At 36.4% G+C, this 20,591-nt stretch carries 17 protein-coding genes; 1 reads left to right on the top strand and 16 read right to left on the bottom strand.

Translation table 11 applies throughout. The annotated features are described in order from the left end of the window. Positions 1-111: 111 nt before the first annotated feature. From FDF36_RS15040 to FDF36_RS15025, 4 genes are all read right to left on the bottom strand, one after another. On the bottom strand, positions 112-288 hold the full coding sequence (locus tag FDF36_RS15040) for a DUF4250 domain-containing protein (RefSeq protein ID WP_005810613.1): 177 nt from the start codon (positions 286-288) through the stop codon (positions 112-114). A gap of 95 nt (positions 289-383) precedes the next feature. Then, positions 384-1,607, bottom strand: a complete 1,224-nt coding sequence (locus FDF36_RS15035; RefSeq protein WP_220391886.1) for a hypothetical protein — start codon at positions 1,605-1,607, stop codon at positions 384-386. Between the two features lie 33 nt (positions 1,608-1,640). Continuing rightward, positions 1,641-3,980, bottom strand: coding sequence for a TonB-dependent receptor (locus tag FDF36_RS15030; RefSeq protein ID WP_220391885.1), 2,340 nt, complete (start codon positions 3,978-3,980; stop codon positions 1,641-1,643). Positions 3,981-3,992: 12 nt separating this feature from the next. Then, positions 3,993-4,808, bottom strand: coding sequence for a class I SAM-dependent methyltransferase (locus FDF36_RS15025; protein ID WP_005810609.1), 816 nt, complete (start codon positions 4,806-4,808; stop codon positions 3,993-3,995). A gap of 188 nt (positions 4,809-4,996) precedes the next feature. Here FDF36_RS15025 and FDF36_RS15020 point away from each other — a divergent pair, with 188 nt between their 5' ends. Beyond that, positions 4,997-6,004 (top strand): helix-turn-helix transcriptional regulator, encoded by a 1,008-nt coding sequence (locus FDF36_RS15020; RefSeq protein WP_220391884.1) that lies wholly within the window; start codon positions 4,997-4,999, stop codon positions 6,002-6,004. A gap of 156 nt (positions 6,005-6,160) precedes the next feature. On the opposite strand, the gene FDF36_RS15015 is transcribed toward FDF36_RS15020, so the two are convergent. From FDF36_RS15015 to FDF36_RS14960, 12 genes are all read right to left on the bottom strand, one after another. Beyond that, positions 6,161-6,895 carry a class I SAM-dependent methyltransferase gene (locus tag FDF36_RS15015; RefSeq protein ID WP_220391883.1) on the bottom strand — a complete coding sequence of 245 codons (735 nt, stop codon included), beginning with the start codon at positions 6,893-6,895 and terminating at the stop codon, positions 6,161-6,163. Between the two features lie 45 nt (positions 6,896-6,940). Beyond that, on the bottom strand, positions 6,941-7,264 hold the full coding sequence (locus FDF36_RS15010; protein WP_220391882.1) for a hypothetical protein: 324 nt from the start codon (positions 7,262-7,264) through the stop codon (positions 6,941-6,943). A 748-nt stretch (positions 7,265-8,012) separates the two neighbouring features. Further along, complete coding sequence (locus FDF36_RS15005) at positions 8,013-9,749, bottom strand: hypothetical protein (protein WP_220391881.1); 1,737 nt, start codon at positions 9,747-9,749, stop codon at positions 8,013-8,015. Beyond that, the gene (locus FDF36_RS15000) at positions 9,722-10,372 is read right to left on the bottom strand and encodes an HNH endonuclease (RefSeq protein WP_011202083.1); all 651 of its coding nucleotides are present in this window, start codon (positions 10,370-10,372) and stop codon (positions 9,722-9,724) included. The genes FDF36_RS15005 and FDF36_RS15000 overlap by 28 nt, the downstream gene beginning before the upstream one ends. Continuing rightward, positions 10,369-11,316, bottom strand: coding sequence for an HNH endonuclease family protein (locus FDF36_RS14995; RefSeq protein ID WP_196069364.1), 948 nt, complete (start codon positions 11,314-11,316; stop codon positions 10,369-10,371). The genes FDF36_RS15000 and FDF36_RS14995 overlap by 4 nt, the downstream gene beginning before the upstream one ends. Continuing rightward, entirely contained in the window at positions 11,303-13,432 is a 2,130-nt protein-coding gene (locus FDF36_RS14990) for an AAA family ATPase (RefSeq protein WP_007478814.1), read from the bottom strand. The genes FDF36_RS14995 and FDF36_RS14990 overlap by 14 nt, the downstream gene beginning before the upstream one ends. Beyond that, complete coding sequence (locus tag FDF36_RS14985) at positions 13,429-14,853, bottom strand: DNA double-strand break repair nuclease NurA (RefSeq protein ID WP_220391880.1); 1,425 nt, start codon at positions 14,851-14,853, stop codon at positions 13,429-13,431. The genes FDF36_RS14990 and FDF36_RS14985 overlap by 4 nt, the downstream gene beginning before the upstream one ends. A 12-nt stretch (positions 14,854-14,865) precedes the next feature. Beyond that, positions 14,866-16,920, bottom strand: coding sequence for an ATP-binding protein (locus FDF36_RS14980; protein WP_007478812.1), 2,055 nt, complete (start codon positions 16,918-16,920; stop codon positions 14,866-14,868). Further along, entirely contained in the window at positions 16,898-17,917 is a 1,020-nt protein-coding gene (locus FDF36_RS14975; protein ID WP_011202085.1) for a DNA-methyltransferase, read from the bottom strand. The genes FDF36_RS14980 and FDF36_RS14975 overlap by 23 nt, the downstream gene beginning before the upstream one ends. A 154-nt stretch (positions 17,918-18,071) precedes the next feature. Beyond that, positions 18,072-18,491, bottom strand: coding sequence for a type IV toxin-antitoxin system AbiEi family antitoxin (locus FDF36_RS14970; protein WP_007478809.1), 420 nt, complete (start codon positions 18,489-18,491; stop codon positions 18,072-18,074). Between the two features lie 321 nt (positions 18,492-18,812). Further along, positions 18,813-19,748, bottom strand: coding sequence for a DUF5712 family protein (locus FDF36_RS14965; RefSeq protein WP_007478808.1), 936 nt, complete (start codon positions 19,746-19,748; stop codon positions 18,813-18,815). A gap of 4 nt (positions 19,749-19,752) precedes the next feature. Then, on the bottom strand, positions 19,753-20,337 hold the full coding sequence (locus FDF36_RS14960; RefSeq protein WP_011202090.1) for a BfmA/BtgA family mobilization protein: 585 nt from the start codon (positions 20,335-20,337) through the stop codon (positions 19,753-19,755). Between the last annotated feature and the right edge of the window lie 254 nt (positions 20,338-20,591).

Raw genomic sequence — 20,591 nt, 5'->3', positions numbered from 1 at the left:
GTGAATTATGCTTTCCCCGCCTTGTATTCCGATCTACTATCCGAAGCATTTATTATCCACCGGATATAAGAATTACAGGGTTACGGGAATTAAAGCAGGGGGATGCCTGTTTTACCAAAATTTATTCTGTTCGGCATTGTATTCAAATCCGGCCGATTCCAGTTTGCCAATCAGTGTTTCTTTATTGACATTCATATCGTCACATAGTTCATCGAGCGATTTGTAACAATCGCGGAGTTTCATGTTGATGACGCTGAACAACATCATCGGATCTTCTGGAAGTTCCATAATCATTCTTTTTTAAACGGCTGCAAAGATACGGTAACTCTGTTTATTCTGCAAGAAGAGCCCTTGTTTATTAGAACCATGAAAGGCATCGGTCTTTATTTATCAAAATAGTGGCATAATATCGGATTACCTACTGTAGTCAATATGGGTTCTTTAGACACCTCACCTGTCTGTATGTCCAGAGAGTAGATACCTTTCGCTTTAGTCGAAGAGTTACCTATCAGCACAGTTCCTTTGTAGAGGGCAAGCATGACTCCGAAACCATTGGAAAGGTCGAGTCCCTTGATCTTTTTCATGGACCGGTCGTATAGGTTTATTTCTACAGCGAGATCGGCGATGGCGGTATGTCCTTGTTCTCCAGGCTTGTAGTAACCGGGCATATTGATATAAGCATATGCTTTTCCATTGTTTACATACCGGATGGCAGAGATAAATCCCGCAGTTTTTTCTTCTCCGCTGATGTCAGCTCCCGTAATGGTCCAGCGATACGTTGGGTCGAACTCAGTCTCTCCTGCCTTGATACGCAATATGCCGGCATTATGACCTTTGACCATGCCAAAGGCACCGACACACGAAATATAGATATCCTTTTTTTCATCCATGAAGATTGAATAGCGGTCAATCGGACGGGTAGGCATGGAGATACCACTGGTTTTGTCTGTAATCATTTTCAGTAGTTTATCCGTTTGAGTGTCTATAATGGCAATGTCGCTGTATGGACGGTCCTGTGGAGGAACCCATCCGCCCACCATCTGGCTGAGGCCTACGTATAAAAGTCCGTCGCGCAACAACATGGCAGAGGGGTCCGGATTATTGTCGGACACTCCGAGAGAAGACAGATCGATCTCTCCCTTCTGGACCATGGTGATAGGGTTGAAAATAGCGATCCTGCCCAGTCCTGCCATAGATAGGTAGGCTTTTTCAGCAGAAGCGAAAACAATATTGGTGGCCGAAGAGTTGGGAGGCAATTTCATTGTTCCTGTTTTTGATAACCGGCCGTTGACTCTTGTGTATTTCACCAGTTCGTTTTTACTGTCACCCATGTATCCCGGGAATACAAAGATGTCGTTTCCTTCAATAACCGGATATGCTCCTCCGTAGGGAATGGGAATTCCGTTGTTATTGTTGGTGTTCTGCGGAAATTCATCACGGATCAGCTGCAGGTAAGCGGCTCCCGTCATACCATCGGGGTTGGGCAGAATAGTTGCCAGGGCGATGTTAGCATTGTCGGCCGGGACTTTAGGGTCAGGATCCTTTTCGCATGCCGAAAATACAAGTGCAGCACCGGCAAGTGCCAGTGTCAGATTTCTAATCTTCATAGTTCTCTTGGTTTTTAAATAAATAATCTTGTTTCATTTCAATACATATCTCAGCCTTACTCCCCAATTGCGTCCGGGTAGAGGACGGTTGAATTCGGACATCATCCGGGCATTAGTCAGATTGTTTATCCGTGCTGTGATGATGAACCGTCCGTTCATGAAGCTATGCTCTATTCCGACATTGGCAGAGAAGGTGCGTGGTATTCTTCGCTCTTGGAACCGGCTTTGTTCAAAGTCGTAGAAATACTCTTCAACGAAAGAACCGTCCGCAAAGATGCGGGTATTCTGCATTTTGCCTCCGAATAGATTTTCTTTATGAAATTCCAGTCCGGCGTTTGCCAGAAGATAGGGGATGTTAGGCATCCGGCTACCTTTGGTCGGGTTGGGGACATGAGTGTTCGGTTCGAACTTTCGTACATCCCGCAAATCCTGATAGGTCATGTTGCAGTAGCCGTAAAGCCAGTGGGTAAGGTTCGCTTTCACCTCTACTTCTGCTCCCAAAGTGCGCATTTTTCCGAAATTCTGGTATTGCGATTGCAGATAACCTCCGGTAAACCGTATCATATTCTCGAGATACCCATAAAAAGTGTTCAATTCCAGTTGAAGATTACTGGCAGACTTTCCGGTACGGTCGAACAGGAACCCCAGATTGATGCTTGTGTTCCGTTCCGGGAGCAGATTTCCGGAAGGAGCGACTGCATATCCATCGCCCAAAAGTTCACTTTCGGCAGGCAGGCGTACGTCATATCCAACCGAAAACTTACCCATGAAGTCCGGAGTGAATCTGTAACGGAGGGCATTGCTGATACCGAAATCCCGTTTCAGCATGTCTACTTTTTCTGCTTCCGATGACATAATGCTGCTCATGTGAGTATTCATGCCGTATGTATAATACTTCACGTTAAGTGAATTCAGGAAAATATCATTGTTCGTGCGGAAATCGTATCCTATTCCGGCAATCCAACTCATCATCGTACTTTTGAAGTTGGTTTTATAACCGACAACTTTGTCCTTCAGGTCATCCTTAGGATGTCCGGATGCATAACTGAACAGCGAGTTGAAGTTAACAGAATGGTTGTTGTTGATAACGTAGTTCAGGTGTAACTTGTGGGTGATTGTATGTTTCTCGTTTCTGGCGTTTGAAGCCCATTTGCCTATTTCCCCTCCATATTCGGATACGGCGGGGTAAGTGGTACCGTCCCAATTGTACCGATATGCGGCGGTATCCACCATATGAAATACCGTATAAGCATAGGCCAGATTCGATTCCATATCGAGCCCCTCGACAAGAAAGTTTTCTTTCTCCAACTTGTTGGCAAAGAGGAAAGCGTCAGAGTAAGTGTGGGCTTTTTCAATATTATATTCGATTCCTTGGATTTCTTTGAAAGTGTGCATAAAGACAGGTTCAAACTCAATCAGGTCGAACCACCATTTACGTGCTTTCAGACTACCTGCAACAGCTAACTTTTTAAATTTATCGTGGTTGCGTTTAATGACAAGCCCCTCTTCGAAGGGAGATTCCATCTTATAGTTGTTGTCAGAATAGGTATAGAATCCCCCGCCTCCGAATTCCAGTCCTTTAGAAGCAATATTCCGTTTGGTTACCAGTGAAAGCTTGTGGGTATTGAAACTTTCGATGCTGTAGCTGGCATCGAGGTACTTGGGCGGATACTCCCTGATGACAATGTTTACAGCTCCGCCTACGGACGATCCGCCAAACCTTGCGGGTACCACTCCTTTGTAGATTTCAATTCGGTCGATCATCTCCACGGGTATGTCATTAATGTCGATGAAGTCCGAATTATCATTCATCGGGCTTCCGTCAATGAAGAAACCGATTCGTTTCCCCTCCAGACCGCGTACCGATACCCGGGACGCACTGCCTACACCTCCTGTGTTACGGATGGTTACACCTACGGTTTTCGACAGGACATCTTGCACATTACTGACCGTCCCCTGTAGTTGTTGCATGCTGATTACCGACATAGGCATGGCCTGCTCGCGCAGTTGGCGGGCTTCACTTTTGGCTGTGATGACAACTTCACCCAGTGACTGAGCTTCCGGTTCCAGGCGGATAACCAGCTTTTTACCTTTGGTATTCGGAATCGTTATTTCCTCTTTCCGGGTGTGATATCCCATAAATGAAAAAGTGACCGAATAACGTCCCGCAGGAGCTTCGATGAGGAACTCCCCGTTTTTATCCGCCGAGACGCCTTTCTTCAGTGCTTCTATATATATGTTGGCACCCGGGAGTATTTCCTCGTCATTGGTGTCGATGATGACTCCGCTCAGTTTGCCCGGTTGTGTTTGGGCCGGGAGGCCGCTGCACAGTGAGAGCAGAGTGATGATGAAAACACAGATTTTATTTCTCATATCCTGTTCTCCTTATTTAGATGATTGTTGTTGGAACTTCATATGTACTATCCGGGACGATTTCCGTAAAGATGGGAATAGTGGGAGCATTACTTTGAAGAACAGAGGCCATCGTTTTTTTAAGCGGTCCATATACAGGTATTCCTTAATCACGTGTAGTCCCGGATACCAGTCTTCCATCTCATATACGTTGTCTGTTCCCCATCGGAATGGTGCGTTATACTTCTTTACGTCCGGATGCCATTTGTAGTTCCGGGCTGTCCATGTATTAATTACGTCGAATGCCATTTCCGCATGGTGGAAGCGTTGCCCGATCCGGTAAATTAACTCTCTGATATCTTCTTCTTTGAAGTACATCATCACTCCTTCCGATATGATCAGCAGAGGAAGACCTCTGGGAACAGAGTTCATCCATGAATCATCGAACATCGACCGGGCGATCATTTTATAATTATCTGTTTCCTTGAAGAAAAGTTTTCGTAACCCGATGGATTCTTCTACGTCAATGTCTAACCAAAGGCAATTGTGCAATGGAAGTCTTTTGCAGCGTGCATCCAGTCCGCATCCCAGATTTACGACGGTAGCTCCCTTAGAGTGTTTCGACAGGAAGTCGAGGATGATTTCGTCCAATACGAGGGTACGGGCAATTGTGCCCACCTGCGAACCTTCCGAAACTTTGTCTTTCGAAGAACTTGCCAGTTCGATTCGGTGGAGTATATCTATGGCATAAGGGTCTTTGATAGCGCCGTTGGGTTTTACTGTTTCTATAGCCCTTATTCGCAAGGTTATAAACAGAGTTTCGGGAACTCCTGATAAATTTACTTTCATGTTTAGTTTCTGCTTTTATATTTCCGGTTGTTGTTTATTATTCGTGGAGAATTACCTATTAATGGGGATTGTGCCGATAGGTGGCTTATTGTAATTTTGTATCTACTCTCCAATTGGAGACAAAAGTAGAGCCTTACCGGCTCTTACTGCTTACGCGAAAAGGAACTTGACTTTAACTTAAAGGAATAATGATGGCAACTCGGTTAATGAAACATGATTTGCATGAAATGATGCTGGAATGGCCCGTACAGAATCTGGCGGGAGAAAGCCGGACAGAAAGAAATAGTTATCGGATTGACAATGGGTATCTGAAGGCGACATTCGAAGAAATATGTACTCCGTTTTTTTCGATTATGGAACATCATATATCATGTGAGGAGTCCATTGAGATGTATGCACAGGCCGATGAATACCATGCTGTTTGGTTTTGTGCTGCTTTAGCCGGGTACGTCACTTGCTTTTACGACCCTATTACCCGGAGTGAGGAGTGGAACAAAGGAGATGCCAATCTCCTGCAATGTGACGGGATAGACTCATGCGCCTGTTTCCCTAAGCATACGCCGTTTCACATGATGGAGATTATGCTTTCCAACGATTATATCCGTGAACTTGCCGGACAATATCCCGACCTGTTTGGTAATGAAGATATCGAAACCATTTTTTGTGATAGACTCTACAGGGCATATCGGACAAATCGCCCTTTTTGTACCGGTATTTATAAAGCGTTGAGTGATATCAAGCTTTCACAGCTGAATGGGAATATGGCACTTATGTATGTGGATGCCAAGATTAGGGAAATTCTTTCGCTTTTTCTCGCACGGCGGGGAGGAGAGGAGAGTCTTCATTGTTCGTGTTCTGTCGGGATAGAGTGTGATAAGATCCATTATGCCAAGGCCATTATTGAGCAGGAGTATCTCAATCCCCCTTCTCTTCATCAGTTGGCATTGCGGGTAGGTACTAACGAATGTACTTTAAAACGAGGTTTCAAAACGGTATTTGGTACCACCGTGTTCGGTCATATCTTTGATTATCGTATGGAGATAGCCTGTCGTTATCTGCTTGATAGCAGTAAGACGATACAAGAGATCGGGGCATGTGTCGGTTATGAATATCATGCCCATTTCTCTACGGCCTTCAAACGGAAGTTCGGACTGACCCCTCTGGAATACAGGTGCAGCCGTTTGGGCGCCTCCTGAGGTGACGACGGGATTGCCGTCCGACGGAATAAATGGTAAAAGCGTTTGAGAAAAACTTCCTTTATCAGCAGATTTACACGATAATATCATTGGGATAAATCCGTATATGAAGTCTGGTCTGTGAAAGTTTGCGCGGGTTTTGCTCCCTTTGCTTGTTCAGACTTTGACGGCAGAAACAGCCAGCATCATAGGCCGTCTCAATTCCTCTTCCATATCCTTGATCTGTTGCAGCATCTCTTTAGTTGGTTGAGGCTCTATCACATTGGTTATGGTAAATCCGGTCTGCAATAGTCCCTGCAATATGGAAGTTAAAGTATGATGGAATTTCACTACCGTTTCTCCCAAGAAAGAAGTTTCCCGGTATCCTTCAGTGAAATAATGATCTACCGGCCAGTGCTGTGCGGTTCCTGCTGTGTTGTAAAACCAATCTTCGTTTCCGTGTGCCGTAAATATCGGATGTTCCATTGTAAACACGAATGTTCCTCCTTGGGCTAATGTACGGTACACCTTTCGGAATATCTCTTCTAAATTTTCAATGTAGTGTAAAGCCAGTGAACTGACAACTATATCAAAGCGATTCGACGGATAATCATAGTCTTCTATCCCTATCCGGTGATATTCTATTCTGTCGGACTCCTTCTTTTTTCCAGCCTCTTGTAGCATTTTCTCAGACAAATCGATACCCACCACATGGCTTGCTCCTTTAGAGGCTGCATACATGCAGTGCCATCCATAGCCACATCCCAAATCAAGTGTCCGTTTCCCTTCAAAATCAGGTAATATCTTTTCCAGTGTCGGCCATTCTCCCGCACCTTTCAACCCTTCTTTTGAGCGTAGCATCTCGCCATATTTCTCAAAGAAGGATTGTTTATCGTAAACATTCTCCTTCATAAATTGTTAATTGTCTCTGTTTATACATCTTACCCTGCATTTCACCTATGTATTAACCTCTGAAAGGGCAAAAGTACGAAAGATAATCTGTTGATTATCGGAATAGATCGTATTTTGTGCCGATATCCACTTTACTTTTCTTTGATTCTGGGAATTTTCTATAAAGTTATTAACAGGGTAAATTGTTGATATGTAGGTGATAATCTCTTTTTGAATAGGCTTTATGAACAACTTCATAGAGAGTCGTTGTCTGCTTTGAGACATCTCTTTTGGATTCGTTGTTGGTGGAAACTTGTCTATGGCTTTAAATACGCTCATAGTGAAATTAGATACTAAACCCAAAAGCACTTCGACTAAAGTTCTTTTCATCCCTTTGAAAAGTAGCTTTCTTCACCTGGATTTAAGTTACTTTCTTTCTCTGTTTTTCATTTAATGCTTTAGTACTTTGGAAGAGGTAGTATCTTATTTAAGAATTTGCTTCTTAGCTTCCTTTTCACTGTAGAGTATACAGAGAGAATCTCTTTTATCTTTCTTATTCAACAGCTTCTGAACAAAGTTATTAACAAGATAATTGCCTGGTTGTCTGTGGCTTGTTTTGTAGTAAGCAGGTTTTATGAACAGGTCTGAATAAGGAACTTGTTGATAACTGGGAGAGGGGTATTAATAAAACAGCCTCAGAATTGTTTCTGAGGCTGTTTGAGTGATCCGCCTGGGATTCTCCTAAGAGAGTTACCGCGCTGATATTTAAAACTTTATATTTTTTGCTTCAAGCATATCCCATGATTTATCCCACTAATTTGCTACGTGCTTTTGCGGTAGTTTGCTCATGGAGAATACTGAGAACAAAGATAAACCTTTTCTTCTGATTTACAAAATAAAGATTTTTATTTTAATTACCACCAGCAAGAGAACTATTATCTTCTCTCTATTGAGTATCCATAAATAGAAAAAAGCTTTCTCTTTTTATCACCCCTATACATGAACTTGTCATTATTGTGATAAATTTTATTAATACAATTAGAAAAGTGACATCTCTGTTCACCGGACAAACCCCTTCCATTGGTCTTTAATATATAAGAATAATAATTGGGGATCACATCTCCATTCTTCATGATAATTATTTAAAGTTAGGGGCATTTGAAAGAAATATATTCAAATTTGCAAACATTTCATCAATGCTGTCGTAGACTTGCCAGATGGCATTTGCATAGTTATTCGAAATAGCGTTAGGCTGTACTCCCAAATCCGTTAATGCTCTATCAAGTCTTGTTTTTGAATCATTAGCTTTATGAGCATCTAACTGCCTAATACTATTTACAGCTGACAACTCTAATAGAGCATTAAGATTTTTATTTTCTAAAACTCTCTCTACAAGGGTTTCTTTGTTATGTACAGGATGTAAACCACTTTCTTCTGTTATTTTCAGATAAGCTATAATAAGTTCAAGTAATTTTATACTTTTGAATTTTTCGGTTTCTGAAACAGGGAAACCCATCATGTCTACGATTTTTCGTATAGGTTTTTCTTTCAAATTTTCTCCGAACAGAATGTATAGCTTTTTACATCGGGATATAAATTGCTCTCTAGAAAAAGATTTTAAATCGATGTGTTGGGCAATAGCATTAAATTCAGGAAATTCCGACCATCCAGTATATTCAATATGCTCTTCATCTAAACCAATTAAGTCTTTTGATGAATAAGTAAATTCAAATAGTTGATTAGATAAACTTGCTAATATTCTTCCGAATAGAAAATATTTCTTTACTAAACGTTCTGATTTCAAAGCTATATTTTCACCCTCCACAATTTCGGAAGGATGTATGGAAAATTGATTCCAATAATCAATTATTGTATATCTATTGCCTTCATATAGCTTTTTGATTTCAATTTTAATTGCATTTTTGCCTACACGTTCGCAATGAGTTACAGCCCATTGATTTTTATAATTGACACTTCCAGACAAGGGATGGACCTCATAATCTTCATCTGCTTCATATACTGCCAATACTTTGTCGGAAACATATACATATTCAAATGGTATTTCATGTCTTGCTCGCCACTCTGTTACTAATCCATCAATTCCTTTCCAATAATGTCCTACAACTGTTTTCTCTTCATTATTATGATCACTATTTTCTAGTAAAACTTTGAATCCATTTATTTCTAAGCGAGCCATATTCTCTTTGTGGCCCAATCTACTAATTTTTACTTCAAACTGTTTGAAATCCTCTAAAAAGTGTTTCTTATCTTTAAGCAGAATGTAGATTTCTTCATCTATTGGAATATCTCTTTTTATCGTAAATATCTGTATGGCAGTTTTCTTTCTGAAAGCCAAATAAGCTTCTAGATATTCTTTTTTGATCCTCACATAAGTTTTAGAATGAGTAGGATATTTATATTGGGATAAAAGCTTGTTTCTCACTACATCATATTCAGGTTTCTTTAAGTCATCCCATAAAATTTCGTCCTTCAGCAAACGTGGTGATAATTTGAATGCACTTAAAAAGCCTTGGTCAATCATTAATGTGGTATGATTTCCTGAACACCAAGAAACAACTAATGGTTCTGCTTTTTTTAACCCAGAAGATTTTGAAAGGTATAACCAAAAGGAAGGTTTGTATCTGTAATCTTTATCGTAATATGCACTTGAATTATTTACAACTGGATTTATCTGTGATGATTTAATTTTTCTTATCAATGTGTCGGAAATTAAAGCTGTATTTGTGTCTATTGTTTTAGTTAGTCCATCAGCAAGTGTTGTACTAAGTTCAGCAACAGTGATATAATCATCCGAGGATATATCTAGATCTTTAATGAATTTCGCAATTATTTTTTCAGCGTTTTTTGATTCCATTTTACATTAAGAGTATTGTGATATTTGATATTCGCATCCGCTATATTATGCTTAAGCACCTTAAATATTTCTTTATTTAAGTGAATTGCTTTATAGTCTAATAGAGTATGGCAATTGGGACATACACAAACCATATTATCTAAAGTGTCACTACCATTGTGAGGCTTGCCAAGAGGCCAAATATGATGAACTTCTGAATAATATTTATTTTCACCAATCTTTATTTGTGTACCACAAATTTGACATACGTTATTGTATCTTATTTTAAGTTCATCTACTAATTTTTGATTTCGAAGGATTGCCTCTATTTCTCGTCTTATTTGTCTTGCTTCTTCTGGAATTTTTTTTAAACTAACAATTTCTTCAATATACAATCTGTCCAGATTATTAAAGTGGATATATTCAACCAAAGAACTTAATCCATTTTTAATATGCAAGTCTTGCTTTATTTGCAAATTAGAATTGGCATGATATTCTTCTTTATTTGAGAAAATAACATAACCTCCCTTATCAAACAAAACACCCGGAAATTTGGTGAGATTATGATACCACTTCCCGTCTTCCCGATAGAGTGCTTGTTTAGCCTCTATGTCTAATATTTTAATTAAATCTTTTCCAGTCATATAAAATATATTTCTTCAAAGTATTTTCTAATTATATATTTTGCTAGCCCTGAGTATTCTTGATTTGTGTTCTTATATCTCTTGAGAATTTTTATCTCTTTTCTCATAATACCTTCAAACCAAATTTTCTCTTCATCAGATTGCTTTGCATACCTATTATAATTAATAATAGACTCTTCGGTTCGTTTTATTTGAGCTTTTATTTGAATAATTTTTTCTCTGCGAGCTTGAACAAGAGCTAACCTATTTAATGCATATACTTGAATGGATTTTTCTGCTCTAAGTATATTTCTCTGCTCTGTTAAATCACTATTGACAATAATAACACCGCTATCCTTATATTTAAAATAATTTTCTATATTTAGATCTTTACAAGGATTAAGTAACAATCTCTCTGTTTCTTCCAAGTCAAAAGCTTGTTGATAAGCATTCCTGTCAGAAAAATAAATTTGTCCATGAGTGTATTTTAATCGATATTGTTCAGAAACAAGTGGGAATTGATGCAATTTACCTAAGACAGTTTCTTTCAATATTCCATTAGCAACTATCGTATGGGTATTTGTTTGATTGCAAAAAGGGCAAGCAAACAATAAGTTTTCCCATTCTGCTGCCAGCCAATAATATCCAGGTTTTGTCGGAGTTGCCTCTTTTATTTCTCCTTTAGGTCTGAAATGTTCTATATCACCATTATATATACTGGTTATTTTACTTTCACAATATGCACATTTCCCATTAAACATATTAAGTAGAACCTTCCTCACACTATCGTCCGAATATATTTTATATCCGACCGTTGTAGTCCCAGTTTTCCTGTAAGTAGATGTATGATTATTTTGATCACTAAAGAATTTTAAAGCGTCTATCGTTTCAAGTTCACCTTTACTTTTAGGATTTTTACCTTGTTTAAGGATATCTGGACAATCTATTCTATTAATCGTTATCATAATAATCAAGGTTTAAATTCGTCCAGATATCTTTCACTCGATTTATAACTTCTCTCTTCAAATTTTCTCTATCTAAAGGATTTTTATTATATGCAATTTCTTTAGCTAGCAATTTATCAATAACGGAATACATCAACTCTTCCCGCAAAGATATCCCTAATTGCTGTTTATCTCTAAGTTTATCTCTTAAGCGAGTAATTTCTTCTTGATCTTCCACAGAGGCTTTTTCATCTTTAGCCAATAATTCGTAGTATCTATTAAAATAAGCTTCTGTCTCAGGATCAACCAAGCTGCTTAAGCCAAAAAACTCAGAAGCTAAAATTTGATCCACGCGTAAAGTCGATGGATCAGGTAATTGTCTTATTCCTATAACTTCACCTTCAATATTCTTAAGAAGAAGGATTTCATCCCTTTTAGCACCTCTCAAGCAAAGAGGATGATGAGTTGATATAATAAAATTAATATTGGGAAATACTGTACGTAATTGCTTGACTATGGACATTTGCCATCTAGGATGTAGTTGGTTTCCGAGTTCATCTATTAAAATAATACCTGTCATTTTATCCATATCAGACTGTGCATCAGATAATTTCATCATTATATCAACTGCAAGGATAATCGTGCTTTTAAAACCATCACTTAGTTCAGAAAACAGTTCTTCTGATTTTTTAAACATTATGTCATTATCTTTTATAGTCAATTCATTGCATGAAAAATCATGTGGTAGTAGTTGCTTTATTGAATATGCTACTCTTTCAAAAAACACTGGATCTTTCCGATAGATTGATTTTAACCATTTAGTAATATCATTAAGCGGTTTTATAGGCTGAAATAGATTTTCATAACTAACATTATTTGTATCTTGTATTTTTATAGATTCAGAATCGACCTCTTCAACAGAAAGCCTTAGTGAACCATATCCCATTAAATAAGAATTAAAAGAACCTTCTTGCTTAATTGTATTATCTTTTCTTGTAAGTATAGTGCGAATTATATTACTGCTATTTCTCTCTTTTATCTCAATCTCTGCTTTTTGTTTTCGTTTCTTTATAAGACTTTTAATAAGCGTGGAAGTTATGATTTTTGCATTTGCATTTAAGCCAACAGCTATTGCTTGTAATATAGAACTTTTTCCTACTCCATTTTCACCAAGCAGAATTAACCATGATTTATTATTTAATTCATCTTCCTTAAACTCAATTTTCAAATTTTCAATAGACTTGAAATTTTTGATATGAATGTATTCGATGGGGAAATAGTCATTCGCCAAATATCTCTTGTCTTCATTCTTTATTACTTTTTTATTATTTTGATCTCTATCGTTAAGCCATTCCCTATCATGATTTTTGATATTAAACTCTAAATCTAAAAGAAGATTATCTCCTAATTCATTCAATAGTACCCATTTTTTATATCCGAAAAAAGCAGTAGAATCATTGTCATACTCAAGTATCCGTTGTAGATAACTTATCTCATTTTTATCAATAGACCGTACTCCATTTTTATTTATTTTTTCTAAAATAGTTATTATCTCTTTTCTCGCTTTCTTTCTTCCTTCTATTAAGTCGGTTCTATCATTAAGTCTTAATAGATTTACGGTTTGTTCCCCTTCACGTGTTTTTATTTGGATATGGCCATCATGATTATAATAGAAATGCTCTTGAGGATCATCCACACACGGGTTTAAGAGAAGTCTCTTTTCTTGATCCAAATTATCTTTTACTTTTAATGCTCGGACACCCTGAATAGGGAAATAATTTGCTTTATATTGATTACACTCCTTGCAACTATAAATTAAATTGTCCCATTCAAAAGTAAGCCACCAATACAGATCTTGATTGTATCCATCTTTATCTCTTACTCCATTATGTGGTCTATATCTATCAATTACACCTTTTTCTGGAGATTCAATTATTGTTTCACAGTAACCGCATTTTCCATAAAATATTTTGTGTAAATCTTCTTTTAATTTTATATCTATTTCCTTATTAAAAGGAAATAGATATCTTTTTTGTTCCCGATTTGAGGCATAGAATGTTCTCATTCTTTCACGGGCAATTTCAACTTTCTCTGAGGATAAAAACTCCGGTGCTTTCCCTTTTTCTATTTTTATCATTCTGAAATATTCTGTTTGGTAAAGTGACGAATAATATTAGAGCCTGGATAATTTGAGAGTGATACTAGTTTATTAACAAGTGCTATAGGGATTATTGCATCTTGATAAATATCACATTTCAGCAAGTCAATATTTAATAATATCTCTTCTATATTTTTCAAATCGCCTAATTGTGGTCGCGAATAGTAATGATGAGTCTCTACTGGTAAAGTCAATACATAAAGCTTCTCTTCTTTTGATTTATATATAAACTTACCTCCATAATACGATGTTCTTGCATACTCCATATTTCCATCGGCTGGCATGATATATTTGTAAATGTGATCATTGTCCATCAGGAATATCTGTCCCGGTTTCATCTTATCTGCAATTTCCTTTGCATGATCCACAAAAGCACCACTTTTTTCAATTCCAATAATATTTACATTGTTGTTCTTTCGCAAAAAATTCAATAAATGTCTCATAGGTTTATACATGTTTGCTGTTTGTCCCACAAAACTTAGTGGTCCATCTTTTACTAAGAGAAATTCATTTAAAAAGCCATGCTTTATTTGAGTTAATATTCTTATCATATGAACCAATAAAAGGTTCTCTGTAGCTGATAAAATATATCCCAGAATTCCTTCTGCACCTAGCTCATTGTCAACAGTTTCAAACAATCTAAAAATATCAGTTAAGAATATATTTTCTCCACAATGAGGACATTTCCATACATAAGAGTTCTTGTCTAAAGCAGCTTCATCAAGGAGGATTTCTAGTTCTTCACAATTTGGACATCGAGAAAGTTGATATGCTTTATTATTACATGAAGTGCATTTGTATAGATAGTCTTCTGTGCCTACTTTATGAAAGGAACAGGCGCAATCATTGGGATTATTCACAAGCTCTGAAAATTCATATTTTCTAAAAAGGAACCAATATAAAGTATTCATCAAAGATTCATCATCTCGATCTTTATTCATAAAGAAATCATAAATGACCTTTCTTACAGCATATTTAAGACTTGTCTGTCCTTTTAAGAGCAGATTTTTGGTTGGTAATGCAAGCTTGTCAGGCATTAGCTTTTTTAGTTCAGCCATATCTTTCGGTGATATAAAGGGGGTTGCGTGCAAACCCTCTAAATACTTCCTTTCGATTAATAAGGTCCCAAACTGAAAATAAGAGATTAAAGATGATGGAAATTTCTTTTTTATAGCAATAGTAGTGTAACCTCCGTCTATGGCAATTATATTTTGAATTCTATTTTTAGTTGGATAAATAATATCATGGAGTAGACTCGGATTTAATTCCATATCCTTTCCTTCAAAGGGAATTACGCATTCATGTATATATTGCTGAATATCGTTATCTGCAATTATATGTCGATGCGAGATTTTACTCGCATATTCAAAAGGTTTTCCTGATGATTTACTATATGACATAAATAATCAATTTTATTCGAACAGATCTATCTGAACAGGTACAACAAATGGGTTTGAATAGGTTTTCATACGCACAAATCCCTTATCATTTTTTGCACTGAAACGAATAAGGGAGTCTGCAAAATCACTAAAATCATAGAACTTACGGAGCTCTCTGATTTCATCTTCATTATTTAAATGAGCAATAAACCAATTTTGGGTGTTTTTTAATATATTAGAGCTTATGGAACTAACTTCCTGAGTTGCATAAATAAGGCCTAAATTAAGTTTTGCTCCTTCTTTAGCAATACGATTATATATTTGGCTTAAGTCTTTATCTTCTTTTTTGGGGAACAAATTATGTGCCTCTTCAAAATAAAATTGTATAAAATTATTAGGCTCCGCCTTGGTGAAATGATTCATAGATCTCTTAAATATATAATCACAAATATCGTTAGAGAATATTCTTTGAATTTTGGGATTACCTTGAGACAAATCAACAATTACGATTCCTCCTGTTCTTAGATGTTCCCAAATATCATCCTGAAATGAAGATTTAAGAGAGCCATCGTGTAATTCCAAAGCTGATTTAAACTTAGAATAGCCACTTACAATTTGACCAGATTCTTTCTTCTGAAATAACATAATTAATAATGATCTAATTTCTTCTGTCAACCAATCTTTGCCACTATTATTTTTTTTGTTTTTTTTAAACTCCTCTCCATCTTTATTCTTCCACATCAATGACCAGAAATAATATGCTTCTTGGATATTCAATTTTTCAAGATTTGTTGCATTGCTAGTTTTGACCACTTTGCTTAATATTTCTTCAGCTTCTTCTTTTTTTAATATATCTTCAATTTCTTCATTTATAGATATTTTTAGTTCTATTTTTTGATTCGTTTTAAACCCTGCTTTATCTAAACAACAAAAATATATTGATTTGTGCTTATTATATTTTCGCCAACCACTATAGTCATCTTTTTCTGGACGTTCAAAACTGACAACTTTGAATCCAGTAAGATAATCTCCTTTTTCATCATCAAGATATTGTAATAAATACTCGAATCCTGTTGTTATATCTTGATAAAAATTCACTTTCATGGTTTTAAAGTCTGCTTCTTCTTTTCGCAGTATGCTATATCTTAGTGTTTTATCTTTGTATTTTTCAAAAATAGCAGTTCCATCTTGAAGATTCTTATTTGCATATTCACCATTTATATCAAATATAATTTGTCCAACAGGATATTTAGGTAAATCATCTTTTGTGAGAGGTTTTAGTTTTTCTTCAAAACTATCATTTGTTGATTTTAATTTTAGTGGAGCTTTTTGAGATAATTTTTCTGTCGCTTCTATGATTTTTTTTACTGTATTTGATTTTCCCGTACGAGTCATACCAAAGAGTGCGGTTCTTTTACCTAAAATATCATTTGTATGAACGTATACTTTTGCGTCACCATTAAATGCCATAGCCGATTGAAAACTTTTACTCGAACTATATCTCACTTTGCCAATAGGAAATGTTGCATCTGAATTTAGTGGTGTTGCATCATCGGGCTTATTTACAACAAATTCCAGATGTTCATCTGTTATTTTATAAACTTTATAATAATGAGAAGAAAAAAAGTTCTCCACATCTGCCCCAAATTCAATTTTACCACTTTCATTTTTGTAGAAAGTTCCTAAAACGGAACATTCTATGCCAGAAAAGCTAAATTCGAAGCGTGTAAAATCATCTAATGCATTCCCTTTTGATTTCGTAGTAGTGATATCAACATCTTCCTTGTAAAATTCAATTTTAGAAGTTATTAAGTCATTATCACTGGGGATTACACATGGATTTGTAGCTCTTAATAATATAGCTTCTTCACTTTGAACAGTGTTAAAGGGATTGTTGTAAAACGCAAGCATTAGACATCCTTGAGGAATACCTCCTGATTTATACTTCCAATCATCACAAGTAAGTAGATGGGCTTTTCTATAGTCTAGATAAAATGGATAGCCTACAAAATTGTCTGCTAAAGTTGCTACTTGAAAAATATCTATTTTCGCTATCTTCTCAAGTCTATTTTTTATGTTTTCTTCCATTGCTAACTTCTTTTAATGATGAGTTTAATTCTTGTTCACTAAACCTGAGAATGGCTTGTTCAATATAATCTTCTTTTATTTCAAAAGATATCCATTTTCTTTTCAGTTTCTCAGCGCAATATCCTGTTGTATTGCTTCCTGAAAACGGATCCAATACGAGATCATCCTCATCAGTGAGAAAATTAATGAAAAAATTAATTAACCCACCATTCATTCGAGCTGGATGAGGTGTTATACTTTTTTCTCTGCAAGTTTTCAAAAAGTAATCATTTGAGTTCGTATTTGAGAAACTCAGAACGCTATGAGGGAGTCTGACTTTTCTTTTTTCATCAATAGATTCCATTTCAAAAAAATTATGAGAAATGCTTCCTCCATGATCTTTCAAAAAACCTGATTCGCTAATATTATGTTCAGAAGGGCGCTTTCCTGCATTGTATTTCCCTTTCTTTAAAAGTTGTTCCATACTTTTGCTATATGGTCGTAATACTTTAGTATTATCCGCTTTGGGATAATCATTTTTCGCCAACCACCACACATGAGTATAGCTATCTACTGTTCTTATACGATTTACAGTTACCCATTGAGCTGGCGATGGTAGTTTAGATGGATTATAGCATATAAATTCTTGTATTAACCTTAAGTTTGCAGTGGGATGCTTTACTAATCCAAATAAACATTCTAAATGTAACAGAGACTGGACAGGTCTTTCAGGTTCCCACGCATTCCCTATTTCTATAACAAGAGAACCGTCATCAGCCAGCAAATCTGAAAAAATTGGAGCAAGGTCAGTAAACCACTTCAAGTATTCATCTCCCTTTTCATTGCCATATTGCTTCTTATTGTTAAGGGGGAAAGGGGGAGATGTGACAATTAAATTCACTTTTCCTTTTAGCTTGTTTAAATATTTCTTGCTCTTAAGTAATTCTATGGAATTACCTTGAATTAGGGAACCTAATTTTGATTCAAAAATTTTTATTATTTTCTTTTGTTCTTCCATCTTGTCACTATTTACTTTCAGAAAAATGAATTTATATAGATTAGCTGTATCTTTTCAACTAAATTCACTTTTATATTATCCCACGCTCTCTTATTATCATATTCAACGTCTTGTTTCAAAATAATAAAAATATTATCTAAAAACTCTTTGTCTATCATCTTTTCCTCCATATTAGAAAGAAACCTATTTTTGTATTTCCTACAACAAAATCTCGAATAGGCTGTTGCACAATAATTTGATATTCCATATGTTGGTATTTAGCAGCATATAAAGCAACTGTGGAATATAAGCCTATATAGTAGTCTTTTTTCAAATACCTCATCAGTTCATCGATATATAGATAGACAGGAAAGGTACCATTTTCTGCGTATTCAGGAGGAAGTACTATATAAAAGTTTTTTCGGATAGTCACTATTTTGCTATCTGCTTTTAAGCGAGATTTTTTTTTGCGAATAGCCTGTTCTGATGAGTCAAAAGCGTTTTTTAACTCATCAAAAGTAAATGAAAACCTGCCTTTAGATCGGATACTAAGCAGACAATCATCAATATACTCGTTTTTTTTTCTCTTTTCCAATTCATAAATAATTAGCACAAATGTACGAAATGTGTTCGTAATCGCAAATTATTTATTATGAAAGATATAGAATTTATCAAGAATACGTCCAAGTAAACGACTGAAAGACATAGGAAGATGAAGATCCCAATATCAACGCATATATTTTCATTTTTATTCTTGTTGAACACTTCTCCTATGGAAAGATTGCATAATGCAATGTTTTTAGAAAATTTACTCTTTTTGTAAGCGAAAAAGAAGAAATCTTCTAAAACCCAAAGGGCTTGGCATTTCCGTTTCAGACTTGGAATATACCTTGTTTCACAAGTATAAAAGGGATTATTACCACTTAAAGCCTTGTTTGGACTTCTTCTTTTTTCTTTTCACGGGTATTTGTTGTTCATCATTACTGTTAGGCTCAGGAGCAAGCAAACCTAATGCAGAAGATAATCCCAAATCTGGAAGATTGAAGCTTTGCTTATTTTCAGTATTGTTTAAAATGTTATTACCTTGTTTATATGCAACCTTGTTTTCAACTTGTTCGTTCTGCTTATCTGCATGCAAGCCTGTTTGTTTATTTTCTTTTTCACTGGCAATCTGTCGTTCCTGCATATTGAGTTGGTCGGAGATACTGCCATTCTTCATCGTGTTATAATATTCAAAAGATTCGGTTAGTTGTTTATCATAGTTGAATAACCTGCCGAATCCCAGTTCTGCCTGTTGAAATAAGCTCTTTCTATCAAAGCCGCCTTTAATAGGTCCTTTCTTAGTATTCTTATGGTTGGTAAGTGGGGATAGTTTTTTCTTATTAGATTGATCTTTTCGACTTACTATCAAATGGCAGTGCATATTCAGTTCGTTATCGGAGTGGCTACGGTTAAAATGTATCTTTCCGTAAAATTTTATATCTGCTTCGGATAGTCCTTTGTTGAAGTTCTTAGCATATTCAGGAATAAACACTTCCCGGATATACCGCTTCATGGATTCGGCTTGTTCATGTTCTGTATTACCCATTGCTTGAAGTTCCTTTTCCGATGGGCTGACATGAATAGCATAAAACTTAGCATCTGTTTTTAAGAGTTGTCCGATATTACTATCTATATCCTTTATTACTTTTGATTTGTAGATATTATTCTCTGTCAGATTGAAAAAGCTATCAGTATAAAGACCTTTCTCCATTCGTTCTAAATCTTCATGCTCTAAATAATTAGCTAGCTGTCGGCTACTTCCTGCATTGTTATATGTTCCGTTTGATGGTAGAGCAAAATCTATGTGCATAATCCTATGTATTTATTAGATTACAGATTTCAGTCTTCAAGTTCTCCTTCCTTTTGCTATCCATCACACCACAAGCGGACAACTCCGAATAGAGTTGTATAAGTTGAAGCAGCTTCTTATAATCCCGTTGATGTATCTGGTAGAGTGCATTTATCTGTTTGGATTGGTTGTTAATCACATCGGCATGATTGCAGAACTGTTCACTTAACTTTTTGAGTACGGCTGTGTGTTTCTCCTGACTGGCTTCCAGTTGAGAGAGAATAAGAGTTTCTAAAGTCTTACCGATAGCATCAAAACGTAAAGCGATAGAATTTGTTGCCCGTATCATGGGATTCAGTTGTTCTTCCTCATAGTGACGGATGAAGCGGATAATATCATCCTGTCTCTTATTTATTTTCGCCAGTTCCGATTTTACGGATTCAGGGGCTTCGGATGGGTTGATATGTGCCTTATCTATATACCCGAACGCCAATTTTACAACTTCACTCTTTTTCAGTGAATAACGTTTGCATATCTTCTCTACCAAAGCTGCCGTTTCCTTATCTATGGAAATGGTAGTGAATATCGTTTTTCGACTGCTGTTTGGCATGGTAATTACTTTTTTATAGAAATATGAATAGATAAATACCTGATAATAAGCATTACAAAGAAAATACTTATTACAGGTGTCATTACAGCGTGTTCTTGTAACACGCTAAAGCCGAAGGCTTTGCCCCGCAGGGCAAGAGGGAAGAACAGGACTTGTCCAGTTCCCTCTTGCTCGATTTAGCGAAACGGGCTGAATCGCTAGGTGAAGCAGTTTCTGTTAAATCGAGGTGACAACACAAAGAAATAGCCCGCACA

The sequence above is a fragment of the Bacteroides fragilis genome (genome assembly GCF_019583405.1).
GTDB classification, from domain to species: domain Bacteria; phylum Bacteroidota; class Bacteroidia; order Bacteroidales; family Bacteroidaceae; genus Bacteroides; species Bacteroides fragilis_B.
The sequence above is the reverse complement of the archived record's forward strand: the minus strand, read 5'-3'. Positions and strand labels throughout refer to the sequence as shown.

What these genes read in the sequence shown, in the direction of transcription:
- FDF36_RS15020 (WP_220391884.1), top strand. Translation starts at nt 4,997, where the DNA reads ATGATGGCAACTCGGTTAATGAAACATGATTTGCATGAAATGATGCTG.
- FDF36_RS14975 (WP_011202085.1), bottom strand. Translation starts at nt 17,917, where the DNA reads ATGGAAGAACAAAAGAAAATAATAAAAATTTTTGAATCAAAATTAGGT.
- FDF36_RS15000 (WP_011202083.1), bottom strand. Translation starts at nt 10,372, where the DNA reads ATGACTGGAAAAGATTTAATTAAAATATTAGACATAGAGGCTAAACAA.
- FDF36_RS15025 (WP_005810609.1), bottom strand. Translation starts at nt 4,808, where the DNA reads ATGAAAGTAAATTTATCAGGAGTTCCCGAAACTCTGTTTATAACCTTG.
- FDF36_RS14980 (WP_007478812.1), bottom strand. Translation starts at nt 16,920, where the DNA reads ATGGAAGAAAACATAAAAAATAGACTTGAGAAGATAGCGAAAATAGAT.
- FDF36_RS14990 (WP_007478814.1), bottom strand. Translation starts at nt 13,432, where the DNA reads ATGATAAAAATAGAAAAAGGGAAAGCACCGGAGTTTTTATCCTCAGAG.
- FDF36_RS14965 (WP_007478808.1), bottom strand. Translation starts at nt 19,748, where the DNA reads ATGCACATAGATTTTGCTCTACCATCAAACGGAACATATAACAATGCA.
- FDF36_RS15040 (WP_005810613.1), bottom strand. Translation starts at nt 288, where the DNA reads ATGGAACTTCCAGAAGATCCGATGATGTTGTTCAGCGTCATCAACATG.
- FDF36_RS14985 (WP_220391880.1), bottom strand. Translation starts at nt 14,853, where the DNA reads ATGTCATATAGTAAATCATCAGGAAAACCTTTTGAATATGCGAGTAAA.
- FDF36_RS14995 (WP_196069364.1), bottom strand. Translation starts at nt 11,316, where the DNA reads ATGATAACGATTAATAGAATAGATTGTCCAGATATCCTTAAACAAGGT.
- FDF36_RS15010 (WP_220391882.1), bottom strand. Translation starts at nt 7,264, where the DNA reads ATGAAAAGAACTTTAGTCGAAGTGCTTTTGGGTTTAGTATCTAATTTC.
- FDF36_RS15030 (WP_220391885.1), bottom strand. Translation starts at nt 3,980, where the DNA reads ATGAGAAATAAAATCTGTGTTTTCATCATCACTCTGCTCTCACTGTGC.
- FDF36_RS15015 (WP_220391883.1), bottom strand. Translation starts at nt 6,895, where the DNA reads ATGAAGGAGAATGTTTACGATAAACAATCCTTCTTTGAGAAATATGGC.
- FDF36_RS15035 (WP_220391886.1), bottom strand. Translation starts at nt 1,607, where the DNA reads ATGAAGATTAGAAATCTGACACTGGCACTTGCCGGTGCTGCACTTGTA.
- FDF36_RS15005 (WP_220391881.1), bottom strand. Translation starts at nt 9,749, where the DNA reads ATGGAATCAAAAAACGCTGAAAAAATAATTGCGAAATTCATTAAAGAT.
- FDF36_RS14960 (WP_011202090.1), bottom strand. Translation starts at nt 20,337, where the DNA reads ATGCCAAACAGCAGTCGAAAAACGATATTCACTACCATTTCCATAGAT.